Genomic DNA, 23,078 nt, shown 5'->3' with positions numbered 1-23,078 from the left:
AGGAAGACCAATGGGACTGCTCGATTCGATTCTCGGTTCGGCGCTGGGTGGCTCTGAAGGACAGGGAGGTGCTCGCGATCCGAAAGTGGCCCTGTTGATCGGGCTGGTGACCATGCTGATGTCGCGCCAGGGCGGTGCGGCACAGGGCGGTGGCGATGGCGGTGGTCTGCTCGGTTCGCTGGGCAGCATCCTTGGTGGTGCCGGCGGCGGGGCCGCGAGCGGCGGGCTGGGTGGCGTCCTCGGCGATCTGCTCGGTGGCGCCGCGGGCGGTGCCGGGCAGGCGGCGCCGGGCGTGGAGGCCGGCTCACTGGGCGGACTCGGCGGGTTGTTCCAGATGCTCCAGAACGCAGGCCTGGGCGATGCCCTGAATTCCTGGATCGGCGGTGGGCCGAACCAGTCGGTGTCGGCGGCGGACATTTCCCGGGTCTTCGGCGACGGTCAATTGCAGCAACTGGCGGACTCCGCCGGAGTCAGCCAGGGCGAGGCGGCCGAACACCTGAGCAGCCTGCTGCCGGAACTGGTCAACAAGCTGACGCCGGACGGCCAGGCGCCGCAGGGCGACCTGGACATCGGTTCGCTGCTGGCGCGCTTCAGCTAAGGCTTTCCCGTCGATGCGGAGCGGATAGCCGCGATACGGTTATCCGCTCCACTCAACGGGGCGAGGCCGCCCTCGACGGCAGGTCGGTCAATAGGCGCTGGCGCTGTCCAGGCGGTGGATCGCCTGTTCGTCGAGCTTCAGGTGGGTGGCGGCGATCAGGTCGTCGAGCTGTTCCAGGCTGGTGGCGCTGGCGATCGGCGCGGTCACCGTCGGACGAGCGATGAGCCAGGCCAGGGCGACCTGGGTCGGGTTGGCGTTGTACTGCTCGGCCACTTCGTCGAGCGCCGCGAGGATGGCCACGCCGCGCTCGTTGAGATAACCCTTCACCTTCTCTCCCCGGGCTCGCCCGGCGGTGTCGGCCTGGTTGCGGTACTTGCCGCTGAGGAAGCCGCTGGCCAGCGAGTAGTAGCTGATCACCCCGATACCGAGTTCTTCCACCGTCGGCTCCAGGTTGGTCTCGTAGTCGGCACGATCGTACAGGTTGTATTCGGGTTGCAGGCTCTGGTAGCTCGGCAGGTTAAGCCGGGCGCTGACCTGGCGCGCTTCGAGGAGGCGCCGGGCGTCGTAGTTGGAGGCGCCGATGACCCGTACCTTGCCTTTCTTGATCAGTTCGCCATAGGTGGAAAGGGTTTCCTCCAGGTCGGTGTGGGGATCGTCGGTGTGCGACTGGTAGAGGTCCAGGTAGTCGGTCTGCAGGCGTCGTAGCGAGCGCTCCAGGGCCTGCTCGATATAGGCGGCGGAGAGGCCTTTGTGGCCATTGCCCATGTCCATCCCGACCTTGCTGGCGATCACCATGCGGTCGCGTTTGCCGGTGCGTTTCAGCCACTTGCCGATGAGGGTTTCCGACTCGCCGCCCTGGTGCCCGGGAACCCAGCGCGAATAGACGTCGGCGGTGTCGATGCAGTTCAGGCCGGCGTCGAGCAGGGCGTCCAGCAGCCTGAAGGAGGTGCTTTCGTCGGCAGTCCAGCCGAAGACGTTGCCGCCGAATACCAGTGCCGGTATCTCCAGGCCGGAGTTGCCGAGTTTGCGTGTGGTCATGCGTCATCCCTCCTGAGTGCGGTCCTGTGTGGGCGCTTTCGTTCGCACGTCTTGCTGTGACTCCCGGCGGGCGCGGAATGTTCAGCCGGCGCGCAGCGTCCTATAGACTCTGCCGGTTGCCGGGATTTTCCAATGCCGGCCCTGGTAAAGCTTCAGTAAATATCCGCAGGGAGCACACGCATGAACAGCGACACCGAGAATCCGTTCCGCCCACCGGAGGCCCGCCTGGACGAGCCTGACGCCACCCATGGCGAGCCGCTGTACAGGCTTTCCGCGATCGGTCTGGGTACCTTCATCGGCACGCCCCTGGCCGGTGCCTTCCTCGCGGCGGTGAATCTCCGTCGCCTGGGACGGGCGCAGGAAGTCGGGAAAACCTGGCTGGTCGGCCTCTGCCTGTTTGTCCTGCTGCCAGTTCTGGGCGCGATACTGCCGGAGAACATCCCCTCGATCGGCTTCACGGTGGCGCAGATATTCGGCATGGTCTACTACGCCAAATCAGCCTTCGGTCCGGCCCTGGACAGCCACAAGGCAGCGGGCGGAGCGTTCATTTCCAACTGGCGGGCGGCGGGGATCGGCCTGCTGTTCATGTTGGTGGTCCTGTCGGTAGCGATCCCGGTGGTGATGCTGGTGGTGTGAGGGGCAGCCCGCGCTTTGCCTTATCATGAGTTCTTTATCCGCGATGACTGGCCATGACTACACAACGCTACCTGCTCGATGAACTGGAAACCGCCGACATGCTCGAGATCGACGGTCTGCACGCCTGGCGCTTCGAACTCAACGAGAACCTGCTGGACCAGGCGGACCTGGCGGCGGAAGCCGACCAGCCGTTCGCCAGCGAAGACTGGGTGCTGGCGGTGGAAAGCCTGGATGGACGCACCCGTCGCGAGTGGCGTTTTTCCTACAACGCGGTGATGGAAGCCGAGCCCCAGGCCGATGGCGAGTCCTGGCGCCTGACCACAGGGGAGGGGGCGTACCAGCTCCGTTGCCTGGGAGCGGTCAGCGCCAGCGGCGAGGATGAGTGAAGCGACTCAGCTGAAAGATGCCCATGAAAAAAGGGAGCCGCCTGGCTCCCTTTTTCCCTTCCGTGCCGGTCAGGCCGCCTTGGCCTCGGCCTGGGTCACCGCGCGGTTCAGCGCGCTGAACAGGGCGCGGAAGCTGGCGGTGGTAATGTTCTCGTCGATGCCGATGCCGTGCAGCGGGCGCTGGCCCTCCAGGCGGATCTCGATATAGGCCGCGGCCTTGGCATTGGCGCCGGCGCCGATGGCGTGCTCATGGTAGTCCATGATTTCCGCCTTGACCGGCAGGGCGGCCACCAAGGCTTCCAGCGGTCCCTTGCCGATCCCGCGCCAGTGCTGCTTCTCGCCGTCGAAGGAGACTTCCAGGTCGACGGCGCTGGTGCCGTTCTCTTCCTGCAGGCGATGGCTGGCGAGGACGTAGGGCGAGGTCGCCTTGAGGTATTCGTTTTCCAGCAGCGAGTAGATCTGTTGTGCGGTCATTTCCAGGCCGAGACGGTCGGTCTCGCCTTGCACTACCTGGCTGAACTCGATCTGCATGCGCCGCGGCAGGCTGATGCCGTACTCCTGTTCGAGCAGGAAGGTGATGCCGCCCTTGCCGGACTGGCTGTTGACCCGGATCACCGCTTCGTAGTCGCGGCCGATGTCGGCCGGATCGATCGGCAGGTACGGCACTTCCCAGATCGCGTCTTCCTTCTGCTGGGCGAAGCCCTTGCGAATGGCATCCTGGTGCGAGCCGGAGAAAGCGGTATGGACCAGGTCGCCGACATATGGATGGCGCGGGTGGACCGGCAACTGGTTGCATTCTTCGACCACCTTGCGCACCGCGTCGATGTCGGAGAAGTCCAGTTGCGGATGCAGGCCCTGGGTGTACATGTTCAAGGCCAGGGTCACCAGGTCGACGTTGCCGGTGCGCTCGCCGTTGCCGAACAGGCAACCTTCGACGCGGTCGGCGCCGGCCATCAGGCCCAGCTCGGTGGCGGCCACGCCGGTGCCACGGTCGTTGTGGGTGTGCAGGCTGATGATCACGCTGTCACGCTTGTCGACGTGGCGGCCGAACCATTCGATCTGGTCGGCGTAGACGTTCGGCGTGGCGCACTCCACGGTGGCCGGCAGGTTGAGGATGATCTTGTTGTCCGGGGTCGGTTGCCAGACGTCGATCACCGCGTTGCAGACCTCCACCGAGAACTCCAGCTCGGTAGAGCTGAAGATTTCCGGCGAGTACTGGAACGACCACTGGGTATCCGGTTGCTCGGCGGCCAGCTTCTTGATCAGTTTCGCGGCGTTGGTGGCGATGTCCACGACGCCCTGCTTGTCCTGGTTGAAGACGATGCGGCGGAACGACGGGGCGGTGGCGTTGTAGACGTGGACGATGGCCTTCTTCGCCCCGCGCAGGGATTCGAAGGTGCGGGTGATCAGGTCTTCGCGGGCCTGGGTCAGCACCTGGATGGTGACGTCGTCCGGGATGTGGTTGCCTTCGATCAACTCGCGGACGAAGTTGAAGTCGGTATCGGAAGCCGACGGGAAGGCCACTTCGATCTGCTTCAGGCCGACCTGCACCAGGGTCTTGAAGAATCGCATCTTCTTCGCCGCGTCCATCGGTTCGATCAGCGACTGGTTGCCGTCGCGCAGGTCGGAACTGCACCAGATCGGCACCTCGGTGATGGTCTTCGACGGCCAGGTGCGGTCGGGCAGATTGATGGCCGGGAATGGGCGGTATTTCTGCGAAGGGTCTTTCAACATGCTCATGGGGCTAATCCTTTGGAGTCGGTTCCTGGGCCGGCGGGGCCAGGCGAACGCAGTGACGAGATGAAGAGAAGCGTCGCTCAGCCACGCAGTCGCGGGCTGACCAGGCACAGGCAGGCGTGTTGGCGGAGCAGGATGAGGGTGTGTGGTGTTTTCATGCGTACCACACTAGTGAGACTGCATTTGAATGGCAAGCATTAAAGGAAAATTAGTAGAATTTCCCATTTGTGCGGCTTTTGTGGGTTTTTATTCTTTCTCTGCGGCGAAAGCTTGTCCTCGATTGCGCCGCCGGCACGCTCTCCGCAACGGAAAATTCTGCGGCCCCATGCCGCAGAAGAGGCAGCCGCCCTTGTGCGATCATTTCGTTCCCCGTGCCTGGGGCGTATAACGACAGGCGCATTCTTCTTTTCGGCATGACCCGGCGCGAGCGGCCATCCGGCCCGCTACGCGGTGGTCTTCATTCAAGACGGCGGGAGTCGCAGGTGGCGACCACTCTGAAACGACAAGGCATCGGTGCATGGCTGGCTCTGTTCGCCATGCTGATGATCTTCGTCGGGCCGCTGATCTCCCAGTCGATGCCGATGGACCACCCGATGCCGATGGGCGTGGGGATGGGCCACGAAGGCATGTCCCACGAGAACATGGACCATGGCGACATGGCCCATGCCGGCTGTTCCGATGCCCAGCGCTCCGTCGTCCATGCCGGCATGCCGGGGATGGGCGGCGAGGAAGGCAATCGCCTGGCCAGCGACGTGCTCTGGGAGAAGTGCGGTTATTGCAGCCTGTTGTTCCACAGCCCGCCGCCCACCGAAGACGCCTGCCTGGCGCTGTTCTCCGTTCCCTTCGCGACGGCGCCCGCCGTCGCTTTCCTGAACGAGGCGTTCGTCGCCTCGCCGGTGTTTCCCGGCGCCCGTACCCGTGCGCCGCCGTTCCTGATCGCCTGACCTCTTTCAATCCGATAGCCGCCGCTTCCTGGGGGCACCGGCGCGTCTTCGCCGCGCCGGTGACGCGAGCCTGGCCGGGTGCCTGCTCGCCGTGGGGGCGGGGCGGAAGTCACATAGATCATGGAAAAACGTATGTCTACTCAACAACGAGCGGCCGGCAACGCCTGCCCGACCGCCGCTTTCAGCTTCGACCCTGCCCGTCTCGCACAACGCCGCCGCTGGGCGGGAGCCTTCGCCGCACTGTGCGGCCTGGCCCTGTCTCCGTCGGCGCTCCTGGCCGAGGAACACTCACAGCACCAGGATCACGCCGTGGAGCTGGCGCCGAGCGTGGTCACCGGAGTCGCCCAGAGTTCGCCGCTGACCATCGTCACCAATCCCAAGGAGCCGCGCCAACCGGTGCCGGCCAGCGATGGGGCCGACTACCTGAAGACCATTCCCGGCTTCGCGGTGATCCGCAACGGCGGCAGCAACGGCGACCCGGTGCTGCGCGGGATGTTCGGTTCGCGCCTGAACATCCTCACCAACGGCGGCATGATGCTCGGTGCCTGTCCGAACCGGATGGACGCGCCGACCTCCTACATCTCGCCGGAAACCTACGACAAGCTCACCGTGATCAAGGGCCCGCAGACGGTGCTCTGGGGGCCGGGCGCGTCGGCCGGGACGATCCTCTTCGAGCGTGAGCCGGAGCGCTTCGGCGAACTCGGCTCGCGGGTCAACGCCAGCCTGCTGGCCGGCTCCAATGGCCGCTTCGACAAGGTGCTGGACGCCGCCGCCGGCAACCGGCTCGGCTACCTGCGCTTCACCGGCAACCACGCGCAGTCCGACGATTACGAGGACGGCGCCGGGAATACCGTGCCGTCGCGCTGGAAGAAGTGGAACGGCGACGTCGCGGTCGGCTGGACCCCCGACGAGGACACCCTGATCGAACTCACCGCCGGCAAGGGCGACGGCGAGGCACGCTACGCCGGGCGCGGCATGGACGGCTCGCAGTTCAAGCGCGAGAGCCTGGGCCTGCGCTTCGTCAAATCGAACGTCAGCGATGTGCTGGAGAAGGTCGAGGCACAGGTCTACTACAACTACGCCGACCACATCATGGACAACTTCCGCCTGCGCACTCCCGACCCATCCAGCATGATGCCCATGCCGATGGCGTCCCAGGTGGACCGACGCACCCTCGGCGGTCGCCTGGCGGCCACCTGGCGCTGGGACGACTTCAAGCTGGTCACCGGGGTCGACGCCATGCGCAACGAGCACCGCGCGCGCGGCTCCAAGTACGACATGATGACCGACTACTACACCGACGCCGACCAGTTCCCCTGGAACAAGGACGCGGTGTTCCACAACTACGGGGCCTTCGGCGAACTGACCTGGTTCGCCGCCGAGCGCGACCGGCTGATCGGCGGGTTGCGCCTGGACCGCGCCTCGGTCAAGGACTACCGGCAGACCCTGAAGTCCGGGCACATGGGCCACGCCATGGCCAACCCGACGGCCAACGACACCCGCGCCGATACCCTGCCCAGCGGCTTCGTGCGCTACGAGCACGACCTCGCCGACTCGCCGACCACCCTCTACGCCGGCCTCGGCCATGCCGAGCGCTTCCCCGACTACTGGGAGCTGTTCTCGCCCAAGCGCGGGCCGAACGGGTCGGTCAACGCCTTCGACAAGATCAAGCCGGAAAAGACCACCCAGCTCGACTTCGGCCTCCAGTACAACGGCGACAAGCTGCAGGCCTGGGCCTCCGGCTACGTCGGGGTGGTCCAGGACTTCATCCTGTTCAGCTATCGCGAGGGCATGATGGGTTCCTCGACCCAGGCGACCAACGTCGACGCGCGGATCATGGGCGGCGAGCTGGGCGCTTCCTACCAGCTCACCGGCAACTGGAAGACCGACGCCAGCCTGGCCTATGCCTGGGGCAAGAACAGCTCCGACGACCGCGCGCTGCCGCAGATCCCGCCGCTGGAAGCGCGCTTCGGCCTGACCTACGAGGAAGGCGACTGGAGTGCCGGCAGCCTGTGGCGGGTGGTCGCGCCGCAGAATCGCATCGCCAGGGACCAGGGCAACGTGGTCGGCAAGGACTTCGACAAGAGCGCCGGCTTCGGCGTCTTCTCGCTCAACGGCGCCTACCGGGTGACTCGCAACGTCAAGCTGAGCGCCGGTGTCGATAACCTGTTCGACAAGGATTACACCGAGCACCTGAACAAGGCCGGCGACGCCGGCTTCGGTTTCTCCGCCAACGAAACGGTTCCCGAGCCGGGCCGGACCTTCTGGACCAAGGTCGACTTCAGCTTCTGAACCTTCAACGAGGCCCCGTCCAGCGGGGCCCGCCTTGCCTGTGTGCGCTCCGATGAGGTGATCCATGCAATCGAACGAAAAGAACGGCCGTGACTTCTACGCGCTGGCCTGGCGCTGGCATTTCTACGCTGGCCTGTTCGTCGCGCCCTTCATGATCCTGCTGGCGCTGACCGGAATCGTCTACCTGTTCAAGCCGCAACTGGATGCGCTGCTCTATCCGCAACTGCTGCGGGTCGAGGCCGGTGCGCAGATGCGCAGCGCCGACCAGTTGCTCGCCGGGGTGCGCCAGGCGCACCCGCAGGCCGCCGTCAGCCAGTACCTGCCGCCGAGCGAGGCGGGGCGCAGCGCGCAATTCGTGATTGGCGAAGAGGGCAGGCAATGGAACCTCTTCGTCGATCCCTACAGCGGGCGCGAACTCGGCCGCCAGGATGCGCAGCTGAATCTCCAGGCGGTGGCCCGGGCACTGCATGGCGAGCTGATGGTCGGGACCGTCGGCGACCGGCTGATCGAGCTGGCCGCCGGCTGGGGCATCGTCCTGGTGGTCTCCGGTCTCTATCTGTGGTGGCCGCGCGGGCGGGCGGCGAGCGCGCTGTTCTGGCCGCGCCTGCACCTGCGCGGACGACCGCTGTGGCGCGAGCTACATGTGCTCGCCGGTTTCTGGGGTAGCCTGCTGTTGCTGTTCATGCTGCTCAGCGGGATGACCTGGACCGGCTACTGGGGCAAGCAGTTCGCCGATGTCTGGAACCGCTTCCCGGCGGCGATGTGGAACGATGTGCCGACCTCCGACATGCAGGCCGGTAGCCTCAACAGCGCGTCGCGCCAGCAGGTGCCCTGGCCGCTGGAGAACACTCCGCTGCCGCGCTCGCAGCCGCCGGCGGCCGACGCCCATGCCGAGCATCGCGGGCATTCCGCCCAGGCCGGGCACGCGATGCCGATGGACATGCCGATGCCGGCGGGCATCCCTCTGCAAAGGGTGGTGGATATCGCCCGCGAGCGCGGCGTGGCGGCGGGCTACGGGATCGCCCTGCCGAGCGGGATGGAGGGGGTCTACACGATTTCCGTGTTCCCCGACGATCCGCGCCACGACGCCACCCTGCACATCGACCAGTACAGCGGCAAGGTTCTCGCCGACGTGCGTTGGCAGGACTACAACGCGGTGGCGAGGAGCGTGCAGATGGGCGTCGTGCTGCACGAAGGCAAGCTCTTCGGCCTCGGCAACCAGTTGCTGATGCTCGCGGTCTGCCTGGCGATCCTGCTCAGCTCGGCGAGCGGCCTGTGGATCTGGTGGAAGCGCAAGCCGGCCGGACGCCTTGGCGTGCCGCCGCTGCGCCACGAGCTGCCGCGCTGGAAGAGCGGCATCGCCATCATGCTGGCGCTGGGCGTGGCCTTCCCGTTGGTGGGGGCCTCGCTCCTGCTGGTCTGGGCGCTGGACTGGCTGGTGCTGTCGCGGCTGCCGGCGGTTCGCCGGGTCCTGGCTTGAGACCTGCTGCCCGGCGCTCAGTCGAGGTCGAGCTGGCGGGTCTTCCAGAGTGCCGCCAGCAACAGCACGCAGAGCAGCGCCTCGGCGCCGAGCCAGAGGAAGGTGGTTAGCGCCGGCGAGGCGTCGATCAGCACACCGTAGAGACGCGCCGCGCCGCCGCTGGCGATCACCGCCAGGGCGGCGAGCAGGCCGAGCACCAGGTAGCGGGGGCGCAGGGCGGCATAGCCGAGCAGCAGGCCGATGCCGAAGCTGGTGCCGCCGTAGCTGGCGCGCAGGTCGGTGAGGGCGGCGGGGGTGAGCGGTTCGCCGCTGGTGAGCAGGGAGGCGAGCGGGCCGGGGAAGAAGACGAAGCCCAGGCCGAGGACCACGAACAGTGCCGAGCACAGCCAGAGCAGGCGAAGCGGGTGAGTCATGCGGTGTCTCCCTTGGTCATGAAAGGGGCGCATCGACGCGCCCCCTGTTCCTTCTGACCTCAGCCGGTGCCGCGTTGCTCACTTCTCAGGGCTGGAAGGCACCGATGAAGATTGCCGGGTCGACTCGCGCGTCGTTCAGGCTGACGTTCCAGTGCATGTGCGGTCCGGTGGCCCTGCCGGTGGCGCCGACCTTGCCGAGTACGCCGCCGCGCGGCACCTGCTGGCCGAGCTTCACGTCGATCTTCGACAGGTGGCAGAACATGCTGATGAAGCCCTGGCCATGGTCGACGAACACCGTCTTGCCATTGAAGAAGTAGTCGCCGATGAGGATCACCTTGCCGGCCGCCGGCGCCTTGATCGGCGTACCGGCCGGTACCGCGAAGTCTAGACCGGAATGCGGGTTGCGCTCTTCGCCGTTGAAGAAGCGGCGCAGGCCGAAGGGGCTGGAGAGCGGACCGTCGACCGGCTTGTCGAGCATCAGGTTGCTGGGCAGGCCGGGACTGAAGCGGCGGTAGGCGGCGGTCTGCTCGGCGAGTTCGCGTTCGATGCGCTTGAGGTCTTCCGGCAGCGGATTGACCTGGCGCTTGTTCTTCAGGGTGATGCGCTGCTCGCGGTAGTGCTTGCTGCCGACGCTGAAGCGTTCCTCGTGGTTGCCGGTCGCCGCTCGCACTTCCAGCTTCTGCGGGCCGGGCTTGGTGCTCAGCGGGATGCCGACCACGGCGATCCAGCGGCGGCCTTCCTCGCGTACCACCAGCACCGGCTTGCCCTGGTAGAAGGCCCGCGGCGGCGGGCCTTCCTCGCCGAGGTCGACCACCGCCACCCCGCCGGGCACCGGCTTGTTCAGCAGGCGCATGATGAAGCTGTCGGCCTGGGTGGGCAGGGCGCAGAAAGCGGCGAGCAACAGCGTGGAAACGAAGGCTAGGGTGCGGGGCATCGGCTTCTCGACTCGTCGGGCGTCAAAGCCGTCTATGCTGGCGGAAGAGCGCGGCGGGGGAAAGCCCGCAAGGGTTGCAAACGTTTTCACCTGCGGCACTCTGTCGCGCCCGGCGTTTTTACTTTTGCCCCGCGCTCAGGCATAAAGGGCCCATTCTCCGGAGAACCGACGATGCCCCTGTCACGGCGCCCCGTGGCCTGGCTGGCCAGCCTGGCCGTGCTGATGAACCTGTTCGTGGTGCCGCTTTCGCAGGCGCTGACGACGCAGGAGCGCGCCTCGTTGCTGCTCGGCGGCTTCTGCAGCACCTCGTCCGATTCGCTGCTGCGCCTGAAGCTGGGTGCCGCGCTCAAGGACATCGATCTTCCCGACGACCACGAGAGCCTGGCCCCGCACCTCTGCTGCTGCGCCGGCGCCGCCGGCACGCCCGGACTGGTCGCCTCCTGGCCGGCATTGCCGCTGGCGCCGCTGGCCAGCCCGGCCCGTAACGCCTTCTCCGCCACCGACCTGCCTCCCCTGCGCTATTGGCGCCTCGCCAATCCGCGCGCTTCTCCTGTCGCCTGACTCCTCCCCCGCGCCTTCGACAACCTGGACCTTCGGGTCGGGGCAGGTCGCGGCGCAATACCCTAGCTTCCCCCCTGGAATCGCCGGTCCGACGGAAAAAGACCGGTCATACGCTACTGGAGAGTCACCATGCGCACATCCTTCTTTGCTGCCGCGGCCCTGCTGGCCGTTTCCGCTTTCGCCCAGGCCCACGAGTACAACGCCGGCCAGCTGCACATCGAGCATCCCTGGGCGCTGGCCCTGCCGCCGACCTCGCCGAACGGCGCGGCCTACTTCGTGGTGCAGAACCACGGCAAGGAAAACGACACCCTGCTTGGCGCCGACACGCCGCGCGCGGCTTCCGCCGAGGTGCACGAGCATGTGCACAAGAACGGCATGATGAGCATGCAGAAAGTCGACAGCGTCGACGTCGCACCAGGCAAGGACCTGCGCTTCGCTCCCGGCGGCTACCACCTGATGCTGATGGGCCTGAAGCAGCCACTGGTGGCCGGCGAGCGCTTCCCGCTGACGCTGCATTTCCGCAAGGCCGGCGACGTGCCGGTGGAAATCGTCGTCGAGTCCAAGGCGCCGGCCGAACAGGGCGGGCACGAGCAGCACGGCCACTGAGCGCCGTGTCGAGCAGGGGCGCCCGGCGCCCCGCCTTTGCGTGCGAGGTTCAGAGCATGAACAGCAACAGATATCCCTTGCCGGCGCAGACCGGCCTGGTGGTGGCTCCCGGCCTGCCGCCGAAGAACTCCACCCTGCGTCCGGACCAGCTCAACAAGCGCCTGAGCAGCGCCTGGCACCATCTCTACGACCTTTGCCCGGAACTGCTGAAGATCGATCCGCCGGATGGCCTGACCATCCTCCGTGGTTTCCTGCAATGGGCGGCCGAGCAGAAGGCCGCCTGGAACTGGGCGATGCACCTGCGCCTGTACTGCTGGCTGTTGCAGTCGCCGTTCGGCGCCAAGGTGACCGACGAGCATCTGGAGGTGCTGATGGACGCCTCCGCCGCGCGCTGGACGGTGGACGACACCAGCGCCAACCGCGGCATCCTCCTGGCCAGCCAGGGCGGTGTGCACATCACCCAGGACTGGAAGGCGCCGCAGGCCGGCGCCGGCACGCGTGTGCCGCTGGAGCGCCTGGACCTGCCGGCGCCGAACTGGACATTCGCCTATTGCGCGGTGCCCGACCCGCGGCTGCGCGAGTTCCCGGGCTGGAAGCCGTTGCCGGCGCGCGGCTCGCTGGTCGGCTGAGCGCTCGCCGCCCCGCGTGGGGGGGCGGCGCCGTTTCAGCGGTTGGCCAGGGCTCGCTGGTTGGAGTCGTAGATGTTGTCGCGTTCCGGAACGTGCCGGCCGGCGAGGCTTTCCAGCCACTCCTCGGTGCTGAGCACGGCGGCGAAGGAGGACTGCAGGACGATGCCGAAGATCCGGTGGATCTCTTCCGCGCTGGCCTGGCCGGCGCGGTTGCGGTAGGGCACCGAGCCGCTGGCGTCGTGCAGGTATTCCACCTGCCAGCCTTCGTGGATCGCCTGGCGGATGGTCGAGTCGTCGCAGTGCTGGGTCATGTAGCCGACCACGGCGAGGGTGTCGATGTCGCGCTCGCGCAGCCAGTCGGCCAGCCCGGTGCCGACGAAGGAACTGGCCAGTTGCTTTTCCACCTTGTGCTGGTAGGGCCGCGAGGCGACCACCTCGTGCAGCTCGGCCTGCCGGCTGCCGCGCGCGAACAACGGCGAGTCCGCCGGTGCCAGGTGCTGCACCACGACGATCGGGATGCCCGCCGCGTGGGCGGCATCCATGGCGGCGCCGATGCGTTCCAGCGACGATTGGATGGCGGGAAATTCGATACGCAGGTTGCCGCTGACGTATTCGTTCTGTACGTCGATGACCAGCAAGGCGCGTTTGGGTTGACGTGCGGACATGGCGTTTCCTCCTGAGTGGGTGAGGCAGATTCTGGTCCCGGCGCGGCGTAGCGAGTGAGTGGCCTGAGAGACAACTTTCGCTAGAATCGGGCCAACCCGCTCATACCCACCGAGGTGCGCATGTCCCGCCAGTCCGTGGCCGTGGTGGCCTTCGACCGCATCAGTCCGTTCCACCTGTCGGTGCCCTGCCTGGTGTTCGGCCAGGAGTGCTACGACCCCTGCGCGCAGGCCTTCGACCTGCGTGTCTGCGCCGCCGAGCCGGGCCGGCTGCGAACCACGGTGGGGTTCACCATCGAGGCCGAGGCCGGGCTGGAAGCGCTGGCCGAGGCGCAGACCGTGATCGTGCCGAGCTGGCGCGATCCACACGAGCGTCCGCCACAAGCGCTGCTGGATGCGTTGATCGCGGCCCGTGCACGCGGAGCGCAACTGGTGGGCTTGTGCCTGGGGGCCTTCGTGCTGGCCGAGGCCGGGTTGCTCGACGGTCGCCGCGCCACCACCCACTGGATGTGGGCGGAGGATTTCGCCGGGCGCTTCCCTGCGGTGCGGGTGGAGCCCGACGTGCTGTACATCGAGGACGACGGCCTGCTGACCTCGGCAGGCACCGTCGCCGGCATCGACTGCTGTCTGCACCTGGTCCGCCAGCGGCTCGGTGCGCAGACTACCAATCACCTGGCCCGGCGCCTGGTGGTGGCGCCGCATCGACAGGGCGGCCAGGCCCAGTTCATCGAGCAGCCGCTGCCGGACAGTGCCCAGGACGGCCGTCTCGGCGAGCTGCTGGTGTGGCTGCGGCAGAACCTCGACCAGGCGCACAGCCTGGACAGCCTGGCACAGCGGGTGCTGATGAGCCGGCGGACCTTCACCCGGCATTTCCGCCAGCTCACCGGCACCACCGTCAACCAGTGGCTGCAGGCCGAACGCCTGGCCCTGGCCCAGCGCCTGCTGGAAACCACCGAGCATTCGGTGCAGGCGATCGCCGGGCTGGCCGGCTTCGGTTCGGCGGTGTCGTTGCGCCAGCAGTTCTCCGCCGCGTTCGGCCTGCCGCCGCTGGGCTACCGGCGCGCCTTCGCCTCCTAGTCCGCCGGAGGGCGCTTCTGCAACTGCTGGCGCCAGAGCGCGTCCATCGCCTGCAACTGCACCGGGCCGAACAGCGCCTGCGTCGCGCCGGTGTGCCAGGCCCAGAGCTGGTCGCCGAAATCGTAGTGCCACCATTCGCTGGGCAGGTTGCTGAAACCGGCGTCGAGCATCGCGTGATAGAGCAGGCGACGGTGATCGCGGACGCGTCGCTGGCGCGTGTCGGGCTCCGCCAGGCGTTCGAAGTAGGCGGTGTAGGAGGCCGGAACGGCTTCGTCGAAGGCGCTGCCCATGTCCAGCCAGCGGCCCTGGGCGTCGCACAGGGTGACGTCCACCGCGCCGCCGGTGAGATGCGGGCTGGGCGCCTCGCGGCTGCTGCTCGGCGGCGAGACGAACTGGCGGGTGAGCCGTTCCAGCTCGGCCTCGCCGGCCCGTGGGTAGTGCGCGGCCAGGGCGCTGGACAGGCTGTCGTAGAGATACTGCTGCACGGCGAACGGCCGCCAGGCGTCCAGCACCACCAGGCGCACGCCGCCGGGGAGGGCGGCGGCGACCCGCAGGAGACGCTCGAAGACCTCGCCGCGAGCGTGGCACTCCGGGATCGCGTGAGGAATGCCGAGCTTGTGGTAGGCCGGCCAGACGCTGAACTCGCGGCTCAGCCCGAGCGCCTCCAGCGGCGTGCCGGCATCGACGATGGGGATGCCGGCCACGGCGTGCCAGTCGGGCTCCGGGAGAACGGGGATGGCTTGGGTGAAGTCGGTCATGGCGTCAATTGAGCAGGCGTGGCAGCCACAGGGTCAGGGACGGGAACAGGATCAGCAGCGACAGCACCCCCAGGGCCACGAGGATGAACGGCCAGATACCCTTGAACATTTCCAGGATATCGAGGCGGCTGATGGTCGCCACGATGAACAGGCAGGCGCCCATTGGCGGGGTGATCAGGGCGATGGTGATGTTCAGGGTGAAGATCAGCCCCAGGTGCACCGGATCCACGCCGGCGGCCAGCGCCACCGGAGCGACTATCGGCGTCAGCAGCATCAGTACCGAGACTTCTTCCATGAGCATGCCGCAGACGAAGATCACCGCGCTGATGATGAACAGCATCAGGGTCGGCGAGTGGCCGAACGGCTCCAGCAACTGGGCGAACTCGCTGGCGACCTGGGCGTAGTTGAGCAACCAGTTGACCACCGAAGCGGCGGCGATGATCACGTAGATGCTGGCGGTCAGGCGTACCGTCTCGCGCAGCGAGTTCCACAGCCCGACCAGGCTAAGTTGGCGCTGGAGCAGACCGACCAGTGCCACGTAGAGAGCGATCAGGGCGCCCGACTCGGTGGGCGTGACCAGTCCCAGGACGATTCCGGCGACGATGATCACCGGCGCGATCAGCGCGGTCAGGGCGCCGGACAGCGCCGCCAGGATCTCGCCCCAGGCCGGAGCCGCATGGCGCGCCTGCAGCCCGTTGCGGTAGGCGTACACCGCGTTCAGCAGCATGAAGGCGGCGGCCAGCAGCAGGCCGGGAATCACCCCGGCGAGGAACAGCTCGCCCACCGAGGTGTTGGTCAGCGAGGAGTAGAGGATCATGAAGATGCTCGGCGGGATGATCGGACCGATCAGCGAGCTGCCCGCGGTCAGCCCGGCGGCGAAGCGCCGCGAGTAGCCTTCCTTTTCCATGGCCGGCACCAGCAGGGTGCTGAGTGCCGAAGCGTCGGCCGCGGCGGACCCGTTGACCCCGGCGAAGAACACCCCGGCGACCACGTTGACGTGGCCGAGGCCGCCGCGGAAGTGGCCGACCAGGGCGTTGGCCAGGCGCATCAGGCGCGGGGTCATGCCGGAATGGTTCATCAGGTTGCCGGCCAGCACGAACAGCGGGATCGCCATCAGCGAGAAGATGTCCATGCCGCCGAAGAAGCGCTGCGGCAGGGTGTTGGCGAACAGCGCCGGGTCGACGAAGAGGAACCCCACCAGCGCGGTGAGCAGCAGGCAGAGGAACAGCGGCAGGCCGAGCAGGAGGTTGACCACGAAGGCTGCGATCATGGCGATGGCCATCATGCCTGCGACCCTCCCTCGACGGTGGTGCTGGCCGGCTGCCGCGGCCAGGGCCCCTGGAGCAACAGCATGAGGGTCAGCAGGCCGAAGCCGAGCGGCAGGCTGAGCAACGGCCAGGTGCGGCTGACGCCCAGGCCGAGGCTGCGGAAGCGCCCGGCGTTCAGCGCGTAGCGGGTGCTGACCCAGGCGGCGAAGGCGAAGAAGGCCAGCGCCAGCAGCCACTGGTAGAGCCTGAGGGCCTGCGCCAGGCGCGGCGGCAGGCGTTGTTCCAGCAGGTTGACGCGCATGTGCCCGCCTTCCATCCATACCGCGCCGAGCGCCAGCATTACTGCGCCGATGATGAGGTAGCGGGCCAGTTCGTCCATCCAGATCGGCGAGCTGCCGAGCAGGTAGCGGGCGAACACGCCGTAGATGAGCAGGACCAGGTCGAGCAGCAACAGCAGCGTGGCGAGGTTCAGCAACGCGGCGCGCATGCCCTTGAGCAATGACGGCATGGGAGGTACTCCGGAAAGTCGGACAGGCGCGCCCGGCCGACGGCAGCGGCCGTCGGGGGGGCAACGCGCGAAGGTCAGGGGGCGGTGGCGAGACCGGCGTCGCGGAAGGCCATCTCGGTCCAGCGCGGCTCGATGTCCTGGGTCTTCAGCCAGGCCAGGTAGGACGGCTGGCCTTTCTCGCGGAAGGCGGCGAGGTCATCGGCGGACGGCTGGATGATCTGCATGCCCTTTTCCTTGAGGAACGCGAGGTCGCGCTCCTGCTGGGCAGCGACCGCCTCGCGGTTCAGCCGGGTGGCTTCGGCGGCGGCGTCGAGCAGGGCCTGGCGCTCCTTTGCCGGGAGGCTGGCGAGCAGATCGCCGTTGGCCACCAGGAACTGGTCGGAGTACTGGATGTTGGCCAGGGTCAGGTACTTCTGCACCTGGTAGAGGCTGCCGAGGATGATGTAGGAGGTCGGGTTCATCTGGCCGTCGGCGACGCCGGTGCGCAGGCCCATGTACAACTCGGTCCAGGGGATCGGCGTGCCGGAGGCGCCGAAGGCTTCGTAGAGCGCCACCTGGCTGGGATCCATGGCGCGGAAGCGCAGGCCCTGGAAGTCCGCCGGGCCGTGGATCGGCTTCTTGCCGTTGGTGAAGTTGAGGAAGCCGCCTTCCTCGACCACCGCCAGCAGCTCGGTGCCGGTGCGCTCGCGGAAGGCCTCGCGGGCGGCCTGCCAGTAGCTGCCGCTGTCGAAGAAGGCGTGGGCCGCGGCGGCGTCCTTGAACATGAAGGGCGTGGCGCTGACGTAGATCTCCGGGAACAGCGGGGCGATCCCGGCGAAGGAGGCGATGTTCAGGCCGGGGCCGGTCATCACCTGTTCCATGCGCTGCTCCTCTTCGCCGAGCATGCTGTTGGGGTAGAGCTTGAACTGCAGTTCGCCGCCGCTCTTTTCCTCGGCCAGGCGCTTGAGGTTGCTGGCGAACAGGTGCACCAGGTTCTTCTCGCTGTCGGCGGCGCCGTTATAGCTCAGGTTGAGGGTGGTGGCGGCCTGGGCGAGGCTGCCGCCCAGGCCCAGGGCGGCGGCCAGCAGTCCGGCGGCGAAGCGGCGGGCGAGGCCGCGGCGCGGATTCGTGTGCATGTTGTTTTCCTTATGGCAGTCCGAACGGTCGGGGGATCGGCGGCACTTCTTGTCGGGGCGCGGGGCCGGGTGCTCGCACGAAAGCGAAGCAACGCTAGCCGTTGTCTCGTTGACTATTCAAGTCCGGACGTGATGCGAAAAAGACAACGCCTCAGCGCTGCGAGAGCCCGGGCGCGTCGCCACTGAAGAAGCGCATGCCGCGGCGCAGGTGTTCCAGGCAGGCGATCGCCGCCACGGTCAGCTCGCGGCCCTTGTGGCTGACGATCCGCGCGCGGGCGTCGCGCAGCGCCGGGTGGGCCAGCGGCAGGCAACGGATATGCCCGGCCTCGATCTCGTGGCTGACCGTCAACTCCGGCATGAAGGCCACGCCGATGCCGGACTTGACGAAATTGGTCAGCACCGCCACCGAGTTGGTGCGCAGCTTCGGCCTTAGCTCGATGCGCTCCAGTTGGGCGGCGATCACCGCCAGTTGGCCCATGCCGGTGCTGTTGTGGATCAACGCCAGCGACTCGTTGCGCAGCGCGCGCATCGGCACCGCGCCGCGGTGTCCGGCGAGGGCATGGTTGGCGGGGATGATCAGGTCGAGGGGCTGGCGGGTGTCGACGTGCACGTCCAACTCGCCGTCCTCGACCGGGGCGTAGACCAGGGCCAGGTCGACGGCGTCTTCCTTGACCAGCGCCACGCCTTCGTTGGCCCCGGCCATGCGGACCTCCAGCTCGATGCCGGGGTAGCGCAGGATGAAACTCTGCAATGGCTGGGAGATCAGGTCGGCGATGAAGCCCTCGCCGACCGCCAGGCGCACCTTGCCCTGGCGCAGCCCCTGCAGGGCCGACAGACGCGACAGCACGCCCTCTTCGTTGGCCCGTTGCTGGCGGTAGTGCGCCACCAGCAGCTCGCCGGCCTCGGTAGGCGCCACGCCCTGCGGGGTGCGTTGCAGGAGGCGCACGCCGAGATGTTCCTCCAGGCTGGCGAGCTGCCGGCTGATGGCCGAGGGGTCGATGTTCAGGTGCTGGGCGGCGCGGCGAAGAGAACCGTGGTGGATCACCTCGTTGAGGTAGGCCAGGGCGCGCTGGCTGAGGCGGATCATCGCGGCTCAGTCCAGCAGCGACAGGGTCACCGGCGTCCGGTGGTTGTCCTCGACCCGCACCTCCAGTTCGCCTTCCGCCAGGCGCGCCTTCAGGCGCTGTCCCGGCTGGGTCTGGCCGGCATCGCGGATCGCCCGGCCACGCTCGTCGAGGAGGATGCTGTAGCCGCGGCCCAGGGTCGCCAGCGGGCTGACCACGTTGAGCGTCTGCGCCAGTCCTTCGAGGCGCTGACGACGATCCTTCAGTACCTCACGGGCGGCGCGCGGCAGGCGCGCGGCGAGGCTGTCGAGCTTCTGCCGGAGCAGCGCCAGGGTGCGGCCCGGATGCTGTGCGGCGAGACGTGTCTCCAGGCGGACCAGGCGTTCGTGGTGGACCGCCAGCTGGCGCTCGAAGGCACGGCGCAGGCGCATGTCCTGGTCGTCCAGGCGCTGCGCCTGCTGGCGCAGGCGTTCGCCGGGATGGCGCAGGCGGCGGGCGACGCCTTCCAGGCGCAGGCGTTCGCGCAGCAACTGGTCGCGCATGCGCAGCACCAGGCGCCGGCGCAGGCCGTCGAGACGCTGCTGCAGGTCGCCGGCGTTGGGCGCCAGCAGTTCGGCGGCGGCCGAAGGCGTCGGCGCGCGCACGTCGGCGACGAAGTCGCTGATCGATACGTCGGTCTCGTGTCCGACCGCGCTGACGATCGGCGTGGCGCAGGCCGCCACGGCGCGCGCCACCGCTTCTTCGTTGAAGCACCAGAGGTCTTCCAGGGAACCGCCGCCACGGGCCAGGATCAGCGCGTCGAAGCCCTGCCGGTCGGCCAGTTGCAGCGCGCGGACGATCTGCGCGACGGCCTCGCGGCCCTGGACTGCGGTGGGCACCAGGGTCAGCTCGACCTGCGGTGCGCGGCGGCGAAACACGCTGATGATGTCGCGGATCACCGCCCCGCTGGGCGAACTGACGATACCGATGCGGCGCGGATGGGCGGGCAGCGGACGCTTGCGTTCGCTGGCGAACAGGCCTTCGCCGGCGAGTTTTTCCTTCAATGCCTCGAAGGCCAGGCGCAGGGCGCCGTCGCCGGCCGGCTCGACGGTATCGGCGATCAACTGGTAGTCGCCGCGTCCCTCGAACAGCGAGATCTTCCCGCGCACCTTTACCGCCAGCCCGTCGCGCAAGGCCTGGCGTACGCGCAGGGCGTTCTGCCGGAACAGCGCGCAGCGGATCTGCGCGTTGCTGTCCTTGAGGGTGAAGTAGACATGGCCGGAGGCCGGCCGGGCGAGGTTGGACAGCTCGCCCTCGACCCAGACCTGCGGGAACACGTCTTCCAGCAGCAGGCGGGCGCGCTGGTTCAGTTGGCTGACGGTCAGCACCTCGCGATCGAGGCCGAGCCGTTGGAAGGGATCGTTACGCATGGGCGGCATGATAAGGCGGCGCACCGGGATGTGCGATCAATCCTTGGCTTCGTTCGGCAGATTCTCCAGGAAATATTCGACGAAGCCTTCCACCAGGGGGCTATCGTCGCGTCGCCAGGCCAGCGCCACCTCGCTGTATGCCTCGGCCTCGGCCAGAGACATGAAGCTCACGGCGGGCGGTGCGATGGCGCGCATCGAGGCGGGCACCAGGGCGACGCCGAAGCCGGCCTCGATTAGTTGCAACTGGCTGGTCTTGCGCGACAGCGCGCGCGCCGGGCGTGGGTAGAAACCGGCGCCGAGGCAGAGTTCGGCGGCGCGATAGCTGAGGCCGCCGCGTTGCAGGTGGGGAATGGAGACGAAGGTTTCTCCGGCCAGGGCGGCCAAGGCCACGGGGGCTTCACGGCGGGCCAGCGGATGGTCGGCGGCGAGAGCCAGGAGCAACGGCTCGCGGTACAGGGCGCGGAGGTGCAGCCGGGGATGCTGGCGCAGCACCGGCAGGCGCAGCAGGCCAAGGTCCAGGCGTCCTTCGGCGAGATCGGCGAGTTGCTGCTCGGAGGATTGCTGGGTCAGTTCCAGGCGGACGCCGCTCTGCACCGCGAGGTAGCCGCGCAGCGCCGCTTGCAGGCCGCCCACCAGCGGCACCGAGCTGGAGTGCCCCAGGCGCAGCAGGCCATGGCCGCCTTCGCCGACCTCGCGAGCCAGGCGCCGGGCGGCCTCCAGGTCGCCGAGCAGGCGCTGCGCGCGTGGCAGGAAGGCGCGACCGGCCGGCGTCAGCTCGACCTGGCGCGGACCGCGGCGGAGCAGTGGGGTGCCGATGCTGTCCTCCAGTTCGCGCACCTGCCGGCTGAGCGCCGACTGGGCGACGAACAGGCGTTCGGCGGCACGGCTGAAGCCGCCGGACTCGACGATTTCGACGAAGTAATGGAGTTGCCGCAAAGAGATCATCGGAAGATTCCCCATGCCTTTTCGAGATGGCTACAGGGCTCGGATTGTATTGGCTGGCGCGCCGTTGCGCTCGCTAGAGTGCGCAGGTCGTCGTTCCGGGAGTCGCCATGTCCTCGCTCGATCCGTCAGTCCTGTTCGCCGCCCTGCCGTTCAGCCTATGGCAATGGCTGCTGGTCGAACTGGCCATCGTCCTCGCCTATGTGGTGTTCGGCATCGCCGGCTTCGGCACCGCGCTGGTCGCCGGCCCGTTGCTGGCCGGGGTGCTGCCGCTGTCGCAGATCATTCCGCTGCTGGTCCTGCTGGATTTCAGCGCGTCGTTCGGCAACTGGCTGCCGGCGCGGCGGCAGATCGCCGTCACTGAGCTCAAGCGTCTGCTGCCCTGCATGCTGCTGGGCTGTGCGCTCGGGGCGTACGGACTTCTGGCGCTACGCGCGGAGCTGCTGATGCTGGCCCTCGGCGTGTTCGTCAGTCTCTATGCGCTCTACGCGCTGTTCCTCCAGCCACGCGGCCAGCCGCGCTGGCGGGCGACCTGGGCGTTGCCCTTCGGTGTCTTCGGCGGGCTGTTCGGCGCGTTGTTCGGCAGCGGCGGCTTCCTTTATTCGCTGTACCTGAACGGACGCCTGGCGAGCAAGGAGCAGATGCGTGCCACCCAGAGCGCGCTGATCGGTTGTAGCACCTTCGTCCGCCTGGGGCTGTTCCTGCTCGCCGGGCTGTATGCCGCGCGCGAGCCCTGGCTGCTCGCCGCCTGCCTGCTGCCGGGCATGGCGCTGGGCCTGTGGATCGGCCGTCGGGTGACCCTGCGTCTGTCGCGTGAAGCCTTCGTCCGCCTGGTCACCTGGCTGGTGCTGTGCAGCGGCCTGGCGCTGGTCGGGCGCTACCTGGCCGCTTGAAGCGGCTGCGCCGGGCACAGGCCGAACTGTGCGGCCAGCTCTTCGAGGCGCTGGCGCTGGAAGTCGCGGAACGCCGCGTTGGGCTGCTGCAACTCGATGAAGTCGCGCAGCGGGTCGCGCACCGCGCTGCGCACGCCGCTGAGTTCTTCGATCACAGCCAAGCCGCAGAACGGCACGTAGGCTTCCGAGTAGCCGCCTTCGTGGACCACCACCAGGCGTCCGCCGGCATGCCGCTCGGCCGCGTCGCGGACCATCGCGGTCATCGCCCGGAAGCTGTCGCTGTGCAGTTGCATGCGTGCCAGCGGGTCCACCGCGTTGGCGTCGAAGCCACTGGCGACCACGATCAATTGCGGGCGGAAGCGCTCCAGCGCCGGCAACACGATGCGTTGCATGGCCTGCATGTAGGCGTCGTGACCGCCGCCGGGAAGCAGCGGCACGTTGAGGTTGAAGCCACGACCGCGATCCTCGCCGATGTCTTCGGCGCCGCTGTAGCCAGGCGGGAAGCAGCCGTCCTGGTGCAGGGAAATGCTCAACACGTCGTCGCGCCGGTAGTAGATCGCCTGGGTGCCGTTGCCGTGGTGCACGTCCCAGTCCAGCACCGCGACCCGCTCGACGCCGTGGCGCGCCTTGGCCGCCTCGATGGCCACGGCGATGTTGGCGAAGAAACAGAAGCCCATCGCCTGGTCCGGCAGGCAGTGATGACCTGGCGGCCGCGACAGCGAGTAGGCGTTGTCCGCCTCGCCGGCGAGCACCGCGTCCAGCGCGGCGATGGCCAGGCCGGCGGAGAGCCGGGCGATCTCGTAGCTGCCCGGGCCGATCGGCGCGTCCTGGCCGAGGCTGCCGCCGCCGGCGTCGCTCAATGCCTTGAAGCGTTCCAGATAGTGCGCCGGATGCACGCGCAGCAGGTCCTCGTCGCTCGCCGGCGGTGCGCTGCGCAGTTGCAGGCGGGCGGTCAGGCCGGACACGTCGAGCAGGCTTTTCAGCCGGCGCTTGGTTTCCGGTGATTCGGCGTGTCCGGCGGCGGCAGGCGGTTGCACCCAGCCGCCGACCGGCAGGGTCAGCGCGTGCGGGCCGGCGGCGTGCCAGAGGCAGAGTTCGTCGAAGAAGAAAGCGGTACGTCGGGTCATG

Annotated in this window: 24 protein-coding genes; 11 read left to right on the top strand and 13 right to left on the bottom strand. The window is 67.9% G+C overall.

The genetic code is table 11. From position 1 onward, the window contains the following. Positions 1-10: 10 nt before the first annotated feature. A complete protein-coding gene (locus HMPREF1224_RS21635; RefSeq protein ID WP_003113804.1) occupies positions 11-598 on the top strand; it encodes a YidB family protein in 588 nt (195 codons plus the stop codon). Positions 599-685: 87 nt separating this feature from the next. Here HMPREF1224_RS21635 and HMPREF1224_RS21630 read toward each other — a convergent pair whose 3' ends face one another. Further along, positions 686-1,636 carry an aldo/keto reductase gene (locus HMPREF1224_RS21630; protein WP_003107361.1) on the bottom strand — a complete coding sequence of 317 codons (951 nt, stop codon included), beginning with the start codon at positions 1,634-1,636 and terminating at the stop codon, positions 686-688. A gap of 180 nt (positions 1,637-1,816) precedes the next feature. Between HMPREF1224_RS21630 and HMPREF1224_RS21625 the strand changes: the two genes are divergently transcribed. Together HMPREF1224_RS21625 and HMPREF1224_RS21620 are read left to right on the top strand one after the other, a co-directional pair. Beyond that, a complete protein-coding gene (locus tag HMPREF1224_RS21625; protein WP_003107363.1) occupies positions 1,817-2,272 on the top strand; it encodes a hypothetical protein in 456 nt (151 codons plus the stop codon). A gap of 53 nt (positions 2,273-2,325) precedes the next feature. Continuing rightward, positions 2,326-2,658, top strand: a complete 333-nt coding sequence (locus tag HMPREF1224_RS21620; protein ID WP_003092770.1) for a DUF5629 family protein — start codon at positions 2,326-2,328, stop codon at positions 2,656-2,658. Between the two features lie 69 nt (positions 2,659-2,727). On the opposite strand, the gene leuA is transcribed toward HMPREF1224_RS21620, so the two are convergent. Further along, positions 2,728-4,398, bottom strand: a complete 1,671-nt coding sequence (gene leuA / locus HMPREF1224_RS21615; protein ID WP_003092766.1) for a 2-isopropylmalate synthase — start codon at positions 4,396-4,398, stop codon at positions 2,728-2,730. A gap of 479 nt (positions 4,399-4,877) precedes the next feature. Here leuA and HMPREF1224_RS21610 point away from each other — a divergent pair, with 479 nt between their 5' ends. From HMPREF1224_RS21610 to HMPREF1224_RS21600, 3 genes are all read left to right on the top strand, one after another. Continuing rightward, the gene (locus HMPREF1224_RS21610; RefSeq protein WP_010793384.1) at positions 4,878-5,339 is read left to right on the top strand and encodes a DUF2946 domain-containing protein; all 462 of its coding nucleotides are present in this window, start codon (positions 4,878-4,880) and stop codon (positions 5,337-5,339) included. 120 nt (positions 5,340-5,459) lie between these two features. Next, entirely contained in the window at positions 5,460-7,631 is a 2,172-nt protein-coding gene (locus HMPREF1224_RS21605; RefSeq protein WP_003122105.1) for a TonB-dependent copper receptor, read from the top strand. Positions 7,632-7,695: 64 nt separating this feature from the next. After that, positions 7,696-9,111: a PepSY-associated TM helix domain-containing protein gene (locus HMPREF1224_RS21600; protein ID WP_003105378.1), complete on the top strand. Its 1,416-nt coding sequence runs from the start codon at positions 7,696-7,698 to the stop codon at positions 9,109-9,111. A gap of 17 nt (positions 9,112-9,128) precedes the next feature. Here HMPREF1224_RS21600 and HMPREF1224_RS21595 read toward each other — a convergent pair whose 3' ends face one another. Both HMPREF1224_RS21595 and HMPREF1224_RS21590 read right to left on the bottom strand, forming a co-directional pair. Further along, a complete protein-coding gene (locus HMPREF1224_RS21595; RefSeq protein ID WP_003092748.1) occupies positions 9,129-9,524 on the bottom strand; it encodes a DUF4345 domain-containing protein in 396 nt (131 codons plus the stop codon). 85 nt (positions 9,525-9,609) lie between these two features. Further along, positions 9,610-10,458 (bottom strand): M23 family metallopeptidase, encoded by an 849-nt coding sequence (locus tag HMPREF1224_RS21590; RefSeq protein ID WP_003105381.1) that lies wholly within the window; start codon positions 10,456-10,458, stop codon positions 9,610-9,612. A 171-nt stretch (positions 10,459-10,629) separates the two neighbouring features. Between HMPREF1224_RS21590 and HMPREF1224_RS21585 the strand changes: the two genes are divergently transcribed. The 3 genes from HMPREF1224_RS21585 (at position 10,630) to HMPREF1224_RS21575 (ending at position 12,254) form a co-directional block, all read left to right on the top strand. After that, positions 10,630-11,019, top strand: coding sequence for a DUF2946 family protein (locus HMPREF1224_RS21585; protein WP_003105383.1), 390 nt, complete (start codon positions 10,630-10,632; stop codon positions 11,017-11,019). Positions 11,020-11,148: 129 nt separating this feature from the next. Continuing rightward, entirely contained in the window at positions 11,149-11,625 is a 477-nt protein-coding gene (locus tag HMPREF1224_RS21580) for a copper chaperone PCu(A)C (protein WP_003105385.1), read from the top strand. Between the two features lie 56 nt (positions 11,626-11,681). Then, a complete protein-coding gene (locus HMPREF1224_RS21575; protein WP_003105387.1) occupies positions 11,682-12,254 on the top strand; it encodes a putative natural product biosynthesis protein in 573 nt (190 codons plus the stop codon). Positions 12,255-12,289: 35 nt separating this feature from the next. On the opposite strand, the gene HMPREF1224_RS21570 is transcribed toward HMPREF1224_RS21575, so the two are convergent. Beyond that, positions 12,290-12,919, bottom strand: coding sequence for a cysteine hydrolase family protein (locus tag HMPREF1224_RS21570; RefSeq protein ID WP_003105389.1), 630 nt, complete (start codon positions 12,917-12,919; stop codon positions 12,290-12,292). 120 nt (positions 12,920-13,039) lie between these two features. Here HMPREF1224_RS21570 and HMPREF1224_RS21565 point away from each other — a divergent pair, with 120 nt between their 5' ends. After that, complete coding sequence (locus HMPREF1224_RS21565) at positions 13,040-13,993, top strand: GlxA family transcriptional regulator (RefSeq protein ID WP_003092735.1); 954 nt, start codon at positions 13,040-13,042, stop codon at positions 13,991-13,993. On the opposite strand, the gene HMPREF1224_RS21560 is transcribed toward HMPREF1224_RS21565, so the two are convergent. From HMPREF1224_RS21560 to HMPREF1224_RS21530, 7 genes are all read right to left on the bottom strand, one after another. After that, complete coding sequence (locus HMPREF1224_RS21560) at positions 13,990-14,751, bottom strand: M15 family metallopeptidase (protein ID WP_003105392.1); 762 nt, start codon at positions 14,749-14,751, stop codon at positions 13,990-13,992. The two genes, HMPREF1224_RS21565 and HMPREF1224_RS21560, sit on opposite strands and share 4 nt — an antisense overlap. Positions 14,752-14,755: 4 nt before the next feature. Continuing rightward, the gene (locus tag HMPREF1224_RS21555) at positions 14,756-16,036 is read right to left on the bottom strand and encodes a TRAP transporter large permease (RefSeq protein ID WP_003105394.1); all 1,281 of its coding nucleotides are present in this window, start codon (positions 16,034-16,036) and stop codon (positions 14,756-14,758) included. Continuing rightward, entirely contained in the window at positions 16,033-16,527 is a 495-nt protein-coding gene (locus tag HMPREF1224_RS21550) for a TRAP transporter small permease (protein WP_003105397.1), read from the bottom strand. The genes HMPREF1224_RS21555 and HMPREF1224_RS21550 overlap by 4 nt, the downstream gene beginning before the upstream one ends. A gap of 74 nt (positions 16,528-16,601) precedes the next feature. Beyond that, a complete protein-coding gene (dctP, locus tag HMPREF1224_RS21545; RefSeq protein ID WP_003105399.1) occupies positions 16,602-17,642 on the bottom strand; it encodes a TRAP transporter substrate-binding protein in 1,041 nt (346 codons plus the stop codon). A gap of 151 nt (positions 17,643-17,793) precedes the next feature. Beyond that, positions 17,794-18,729, bottom strand: coding sequence for a LysR family transcriptional regulator (locus HMPREF1224_RS21540; RefSeq protein WP_003092728.1), 936 nt, complete (start codon positions 18,727-18,729; stop codon positions 17,794-17,796). A gap of 6 nt (positions 18,730-18,735) precedes the next feature. Next, complete coding sequence (gene xseA / locus HMPREF1224_RS21535; RefSeq protein ID WP_010793383.1) at positions 18,736-20,115, bottom strand: exodeoxyribonuclease VII large subunit; 1,380 nt, start codon at positions 20,113-20,115, stop codon at positions 18,736-18,738. Between the two features lie 36 nt (positions 20,116-20,151). After that, on the bottom strand, positions 20,152-21,060 hold the full coding sequence (locus tag HMPREF1224_RS21530; protein WP_003113814.1) for a LysR family transcriptional regulator: 909 nt from the start codon (positions 21,058-21,060) through the stop codon (positions 20,152-20,154). A 107-nt stretch (positions 21,061-21,167) separates the two neighbouring features. Between HMPREF1224_RS21530 and HMPREF1224_RS21525 the strand changes: the two genes are divergently transcribed. Then, entirely contained in the window at positions 21,168-21,950 is a 783-nt protein-coding gene (locus tag HMPREF1224_RS21525) for a sulfite exporter TauE/SafE family protein (RefSeq protein WP_003113815.1), read from the top strand. On the opposite strand, the gene HMPREF1224_RS21520 is transcribed toward HMPREF1224_RS21525, so the two are convergent. Then, positions 21,935-23,077 carry a class II histone deacetylase gene (locus tag HMPREF1224_RS21520; RefSeq protein WP_003113816.1) on the bottom strand — a complete coding sequence of 381 codons (1,143 nt, stop codon included), beginning with the start codon at positions 23,075-23,077 and terminating at the stop codon, positions 21,935-21,937. The two genes, HMPREF1224_RS21525 and HMPREF1224_RS21520, sit on opposite strands and share 16 nt — an antisense overlap. Position 23,078: the final 1 nt, after the last annotated feature.

Source organism: Pseudomonas sp. P179, from assembly GCF_000478485.2.
Classification (GTDB): Bacteria; Pseudomonadota; Gammaproteobacteria; order Pseudomonadales; family Pseudomonadaceae; genus Pseudomonas; species Pseudomonas aeruginosa.
This window is presented reverse-complemented; position numbering and strand designations above follow the sequence as displayed.

What these genes read in the sequence shown, in the direction of transcription:
- HMPREF1224_RS21550 (WP_003105397.1), bottom strand. Translation starts at nt 16,527, where the DNA reads ATGCCGTCATTGCTCAAGGGCATGCGCGCCGCGTTGCTGAACCTCGCC.
- HMPREF1224_RS21575 (WP_003105387.1), top strand. Translation starts at nt 11,682, where the DNA reads ATGAACAGCAACAGATATCCCTTGCCGGCGCAGACCGGCCTGGTGGTG.
- HMPREF1224_RS21605 (WP_003122105.1), top strand. Translation starts at nt 5,460, where the DNA reads ATGGAAAAACGTATGTCTACTCAACAACGAGCGGCCGGCAACGCCTGC.
- HMPREF1224_RS21555 (WP_003105394.1), bottom strand. Translation starts at nt 16,036, where the DNA reads ATGATGGCCATCGCCATGATCGCAGCCTTCGTGGTCAACCTCCTGCTC.
- HMPREF1224_RS21590 (WP_003105381.1), bottom strand. Translation starts at nt 10,458, where the DNA reads ATGCCCCGCACCCTAGCCTTCGTTTCCACGCTGTTGCTCGCCGCTTTC.
- HMPREF1224_RS21570 (WP_003105389.1), bottom strand. Translation starts at nt 12,919, where the DNA reads ATGTCCGCACGTCAACCCAAACGCGCCTTGCTGGTCATCGACGTACAG.
- HMPREF1224_RS21520 (WP_003113816.1), bottom strand. Translation starts at nt 23,077, where the DNA reads ATGACCCGACGTACCGCTTTCTTCTTCGACGAACTCTGCCTCTGGCAC.
- leuA (WP_003092766.1), bottom strand. Translation starts at nt 4,398, where the DNA reads ATGAGCATGTTGAAAGACCCTTCGCAGAAATACCGCCCATTCCCGGCC.
- HMPREF1224_RS21540 (WP_003092728.1), bottom strand. Translation starts at nt 18,729, where the DNA reads ATGATCCGCCTCAGCCAGCGCGCCCTGGCCTACCTCAACGAGGTGATC.
- dctP (WP_003105399.1), bottom strand. Translation starts at nt 17,642, where the DNA reads ATGCACACGAATCCGCGCCGCGGCCTCGCCCGCCGCTTCGCCGCCGGA.
- HMPREF1224_RS21630 (WP_003107361.1), bottom strand. Translation starts at nt 1,636, where the DNA reads ATGACCACACGCAAACTCGGCAACTCCGGCCTGGAGATACCGGCACTG.
- HMPREF1224_RS21585 (WP_003105383.1), top strand. Translation starts at nt 10,630, where the DNA reads ATGCCCCTGTCACGGCGCCCCGTGGCCTGGCTGGCCAGCCTGGCCGTG.
- xseA (WP_010793383.1), bottom strand. Translation starts at nt 20,115, where the DNA reads ATGCGTAACGATCCCTTCCAACGGCTCGGCCTCGATCGCGAGGTGCTG.
- HMPREF1224_RS21530 (WP_003113814.1), bottom strand. Translation starts at nt 21,060, where the DNA reads ATGATCTCTTTGCGGCAACTCCATTACTTCGTCGAAATCGTCGAGTCC.
- HMPREF1224_RS21525 (WP_003113815.1), top strand. Translation starts at nt 21,168, where the DNA reads ATGTCCTCGCTCGATCCGTCAGTCCTGTTCGCCGCCCTGCCGTTCAGC.
- HMPREF1224_RS21560 (WP_003105392.1), bottom strand. Translation starts at nt 14,751, where the DNA reads ATGACCGACTTCACCCAAGCCATCCCCGTTCTCCCGGAGCCCGACTGG.
- HMPREF1224_RS21635 (WP_003113804.1), top strand. Translation starts at nt 11, where the DNA reads ATGGGACTGCTCGATTCGATTCTCGGTTCGGCGCTGGGTGGCTCTGAA.
- HMPREF1224_RS21595 (WP_003092748.1), bottom strand. Translation starts at nt 9,524, where the DNA reads ATGACTCACCCGCTTCGCCTGCTCTGGCTGTGCTCGGCACTGTTCGTG.
- HMPREF1224_RS21565 (WP_003092735.1), top strand. Translation starts at nt 13,040, where the DNA reads ATGTCCCGCCAGTCCGTGGCCGTGGTGGCCTTCGACCGCATCAGTCCG.
- HMPREF1224_RS21600 (WP_003105378.1), top strand. Translation starts at nt 7,696, where the DNA reads ATGCAATCGAACGAAAAGAACGGCCGTGACTTCTACGCGCTGGCCTGG.
- HMPREF1224_RS21620 (WP_003092770.1), top strand. Translation starts at nt 2,326, where the DNA reads ATGACTACACAACGCTACCTGCTCGATGAACTGGAAACCGCCGACATG.
- HMPREF1224_RS21580 (WP_003105385.1), top strand. Translation starts at nt 11,149, where the DNA reads ATGCGCACATCCTTCTTTGCTGCCGCGGCCCTGCTGGCCGTTTCCGCT.
- HMPREF1224_RS21625 (WP_003107363.1), top strand. Translation starts at nt 1,817, where the DNA reads ATGAACAGCGACACCGAGAATCCGTTCCGCCCACCGGAGGCCCGCCTG.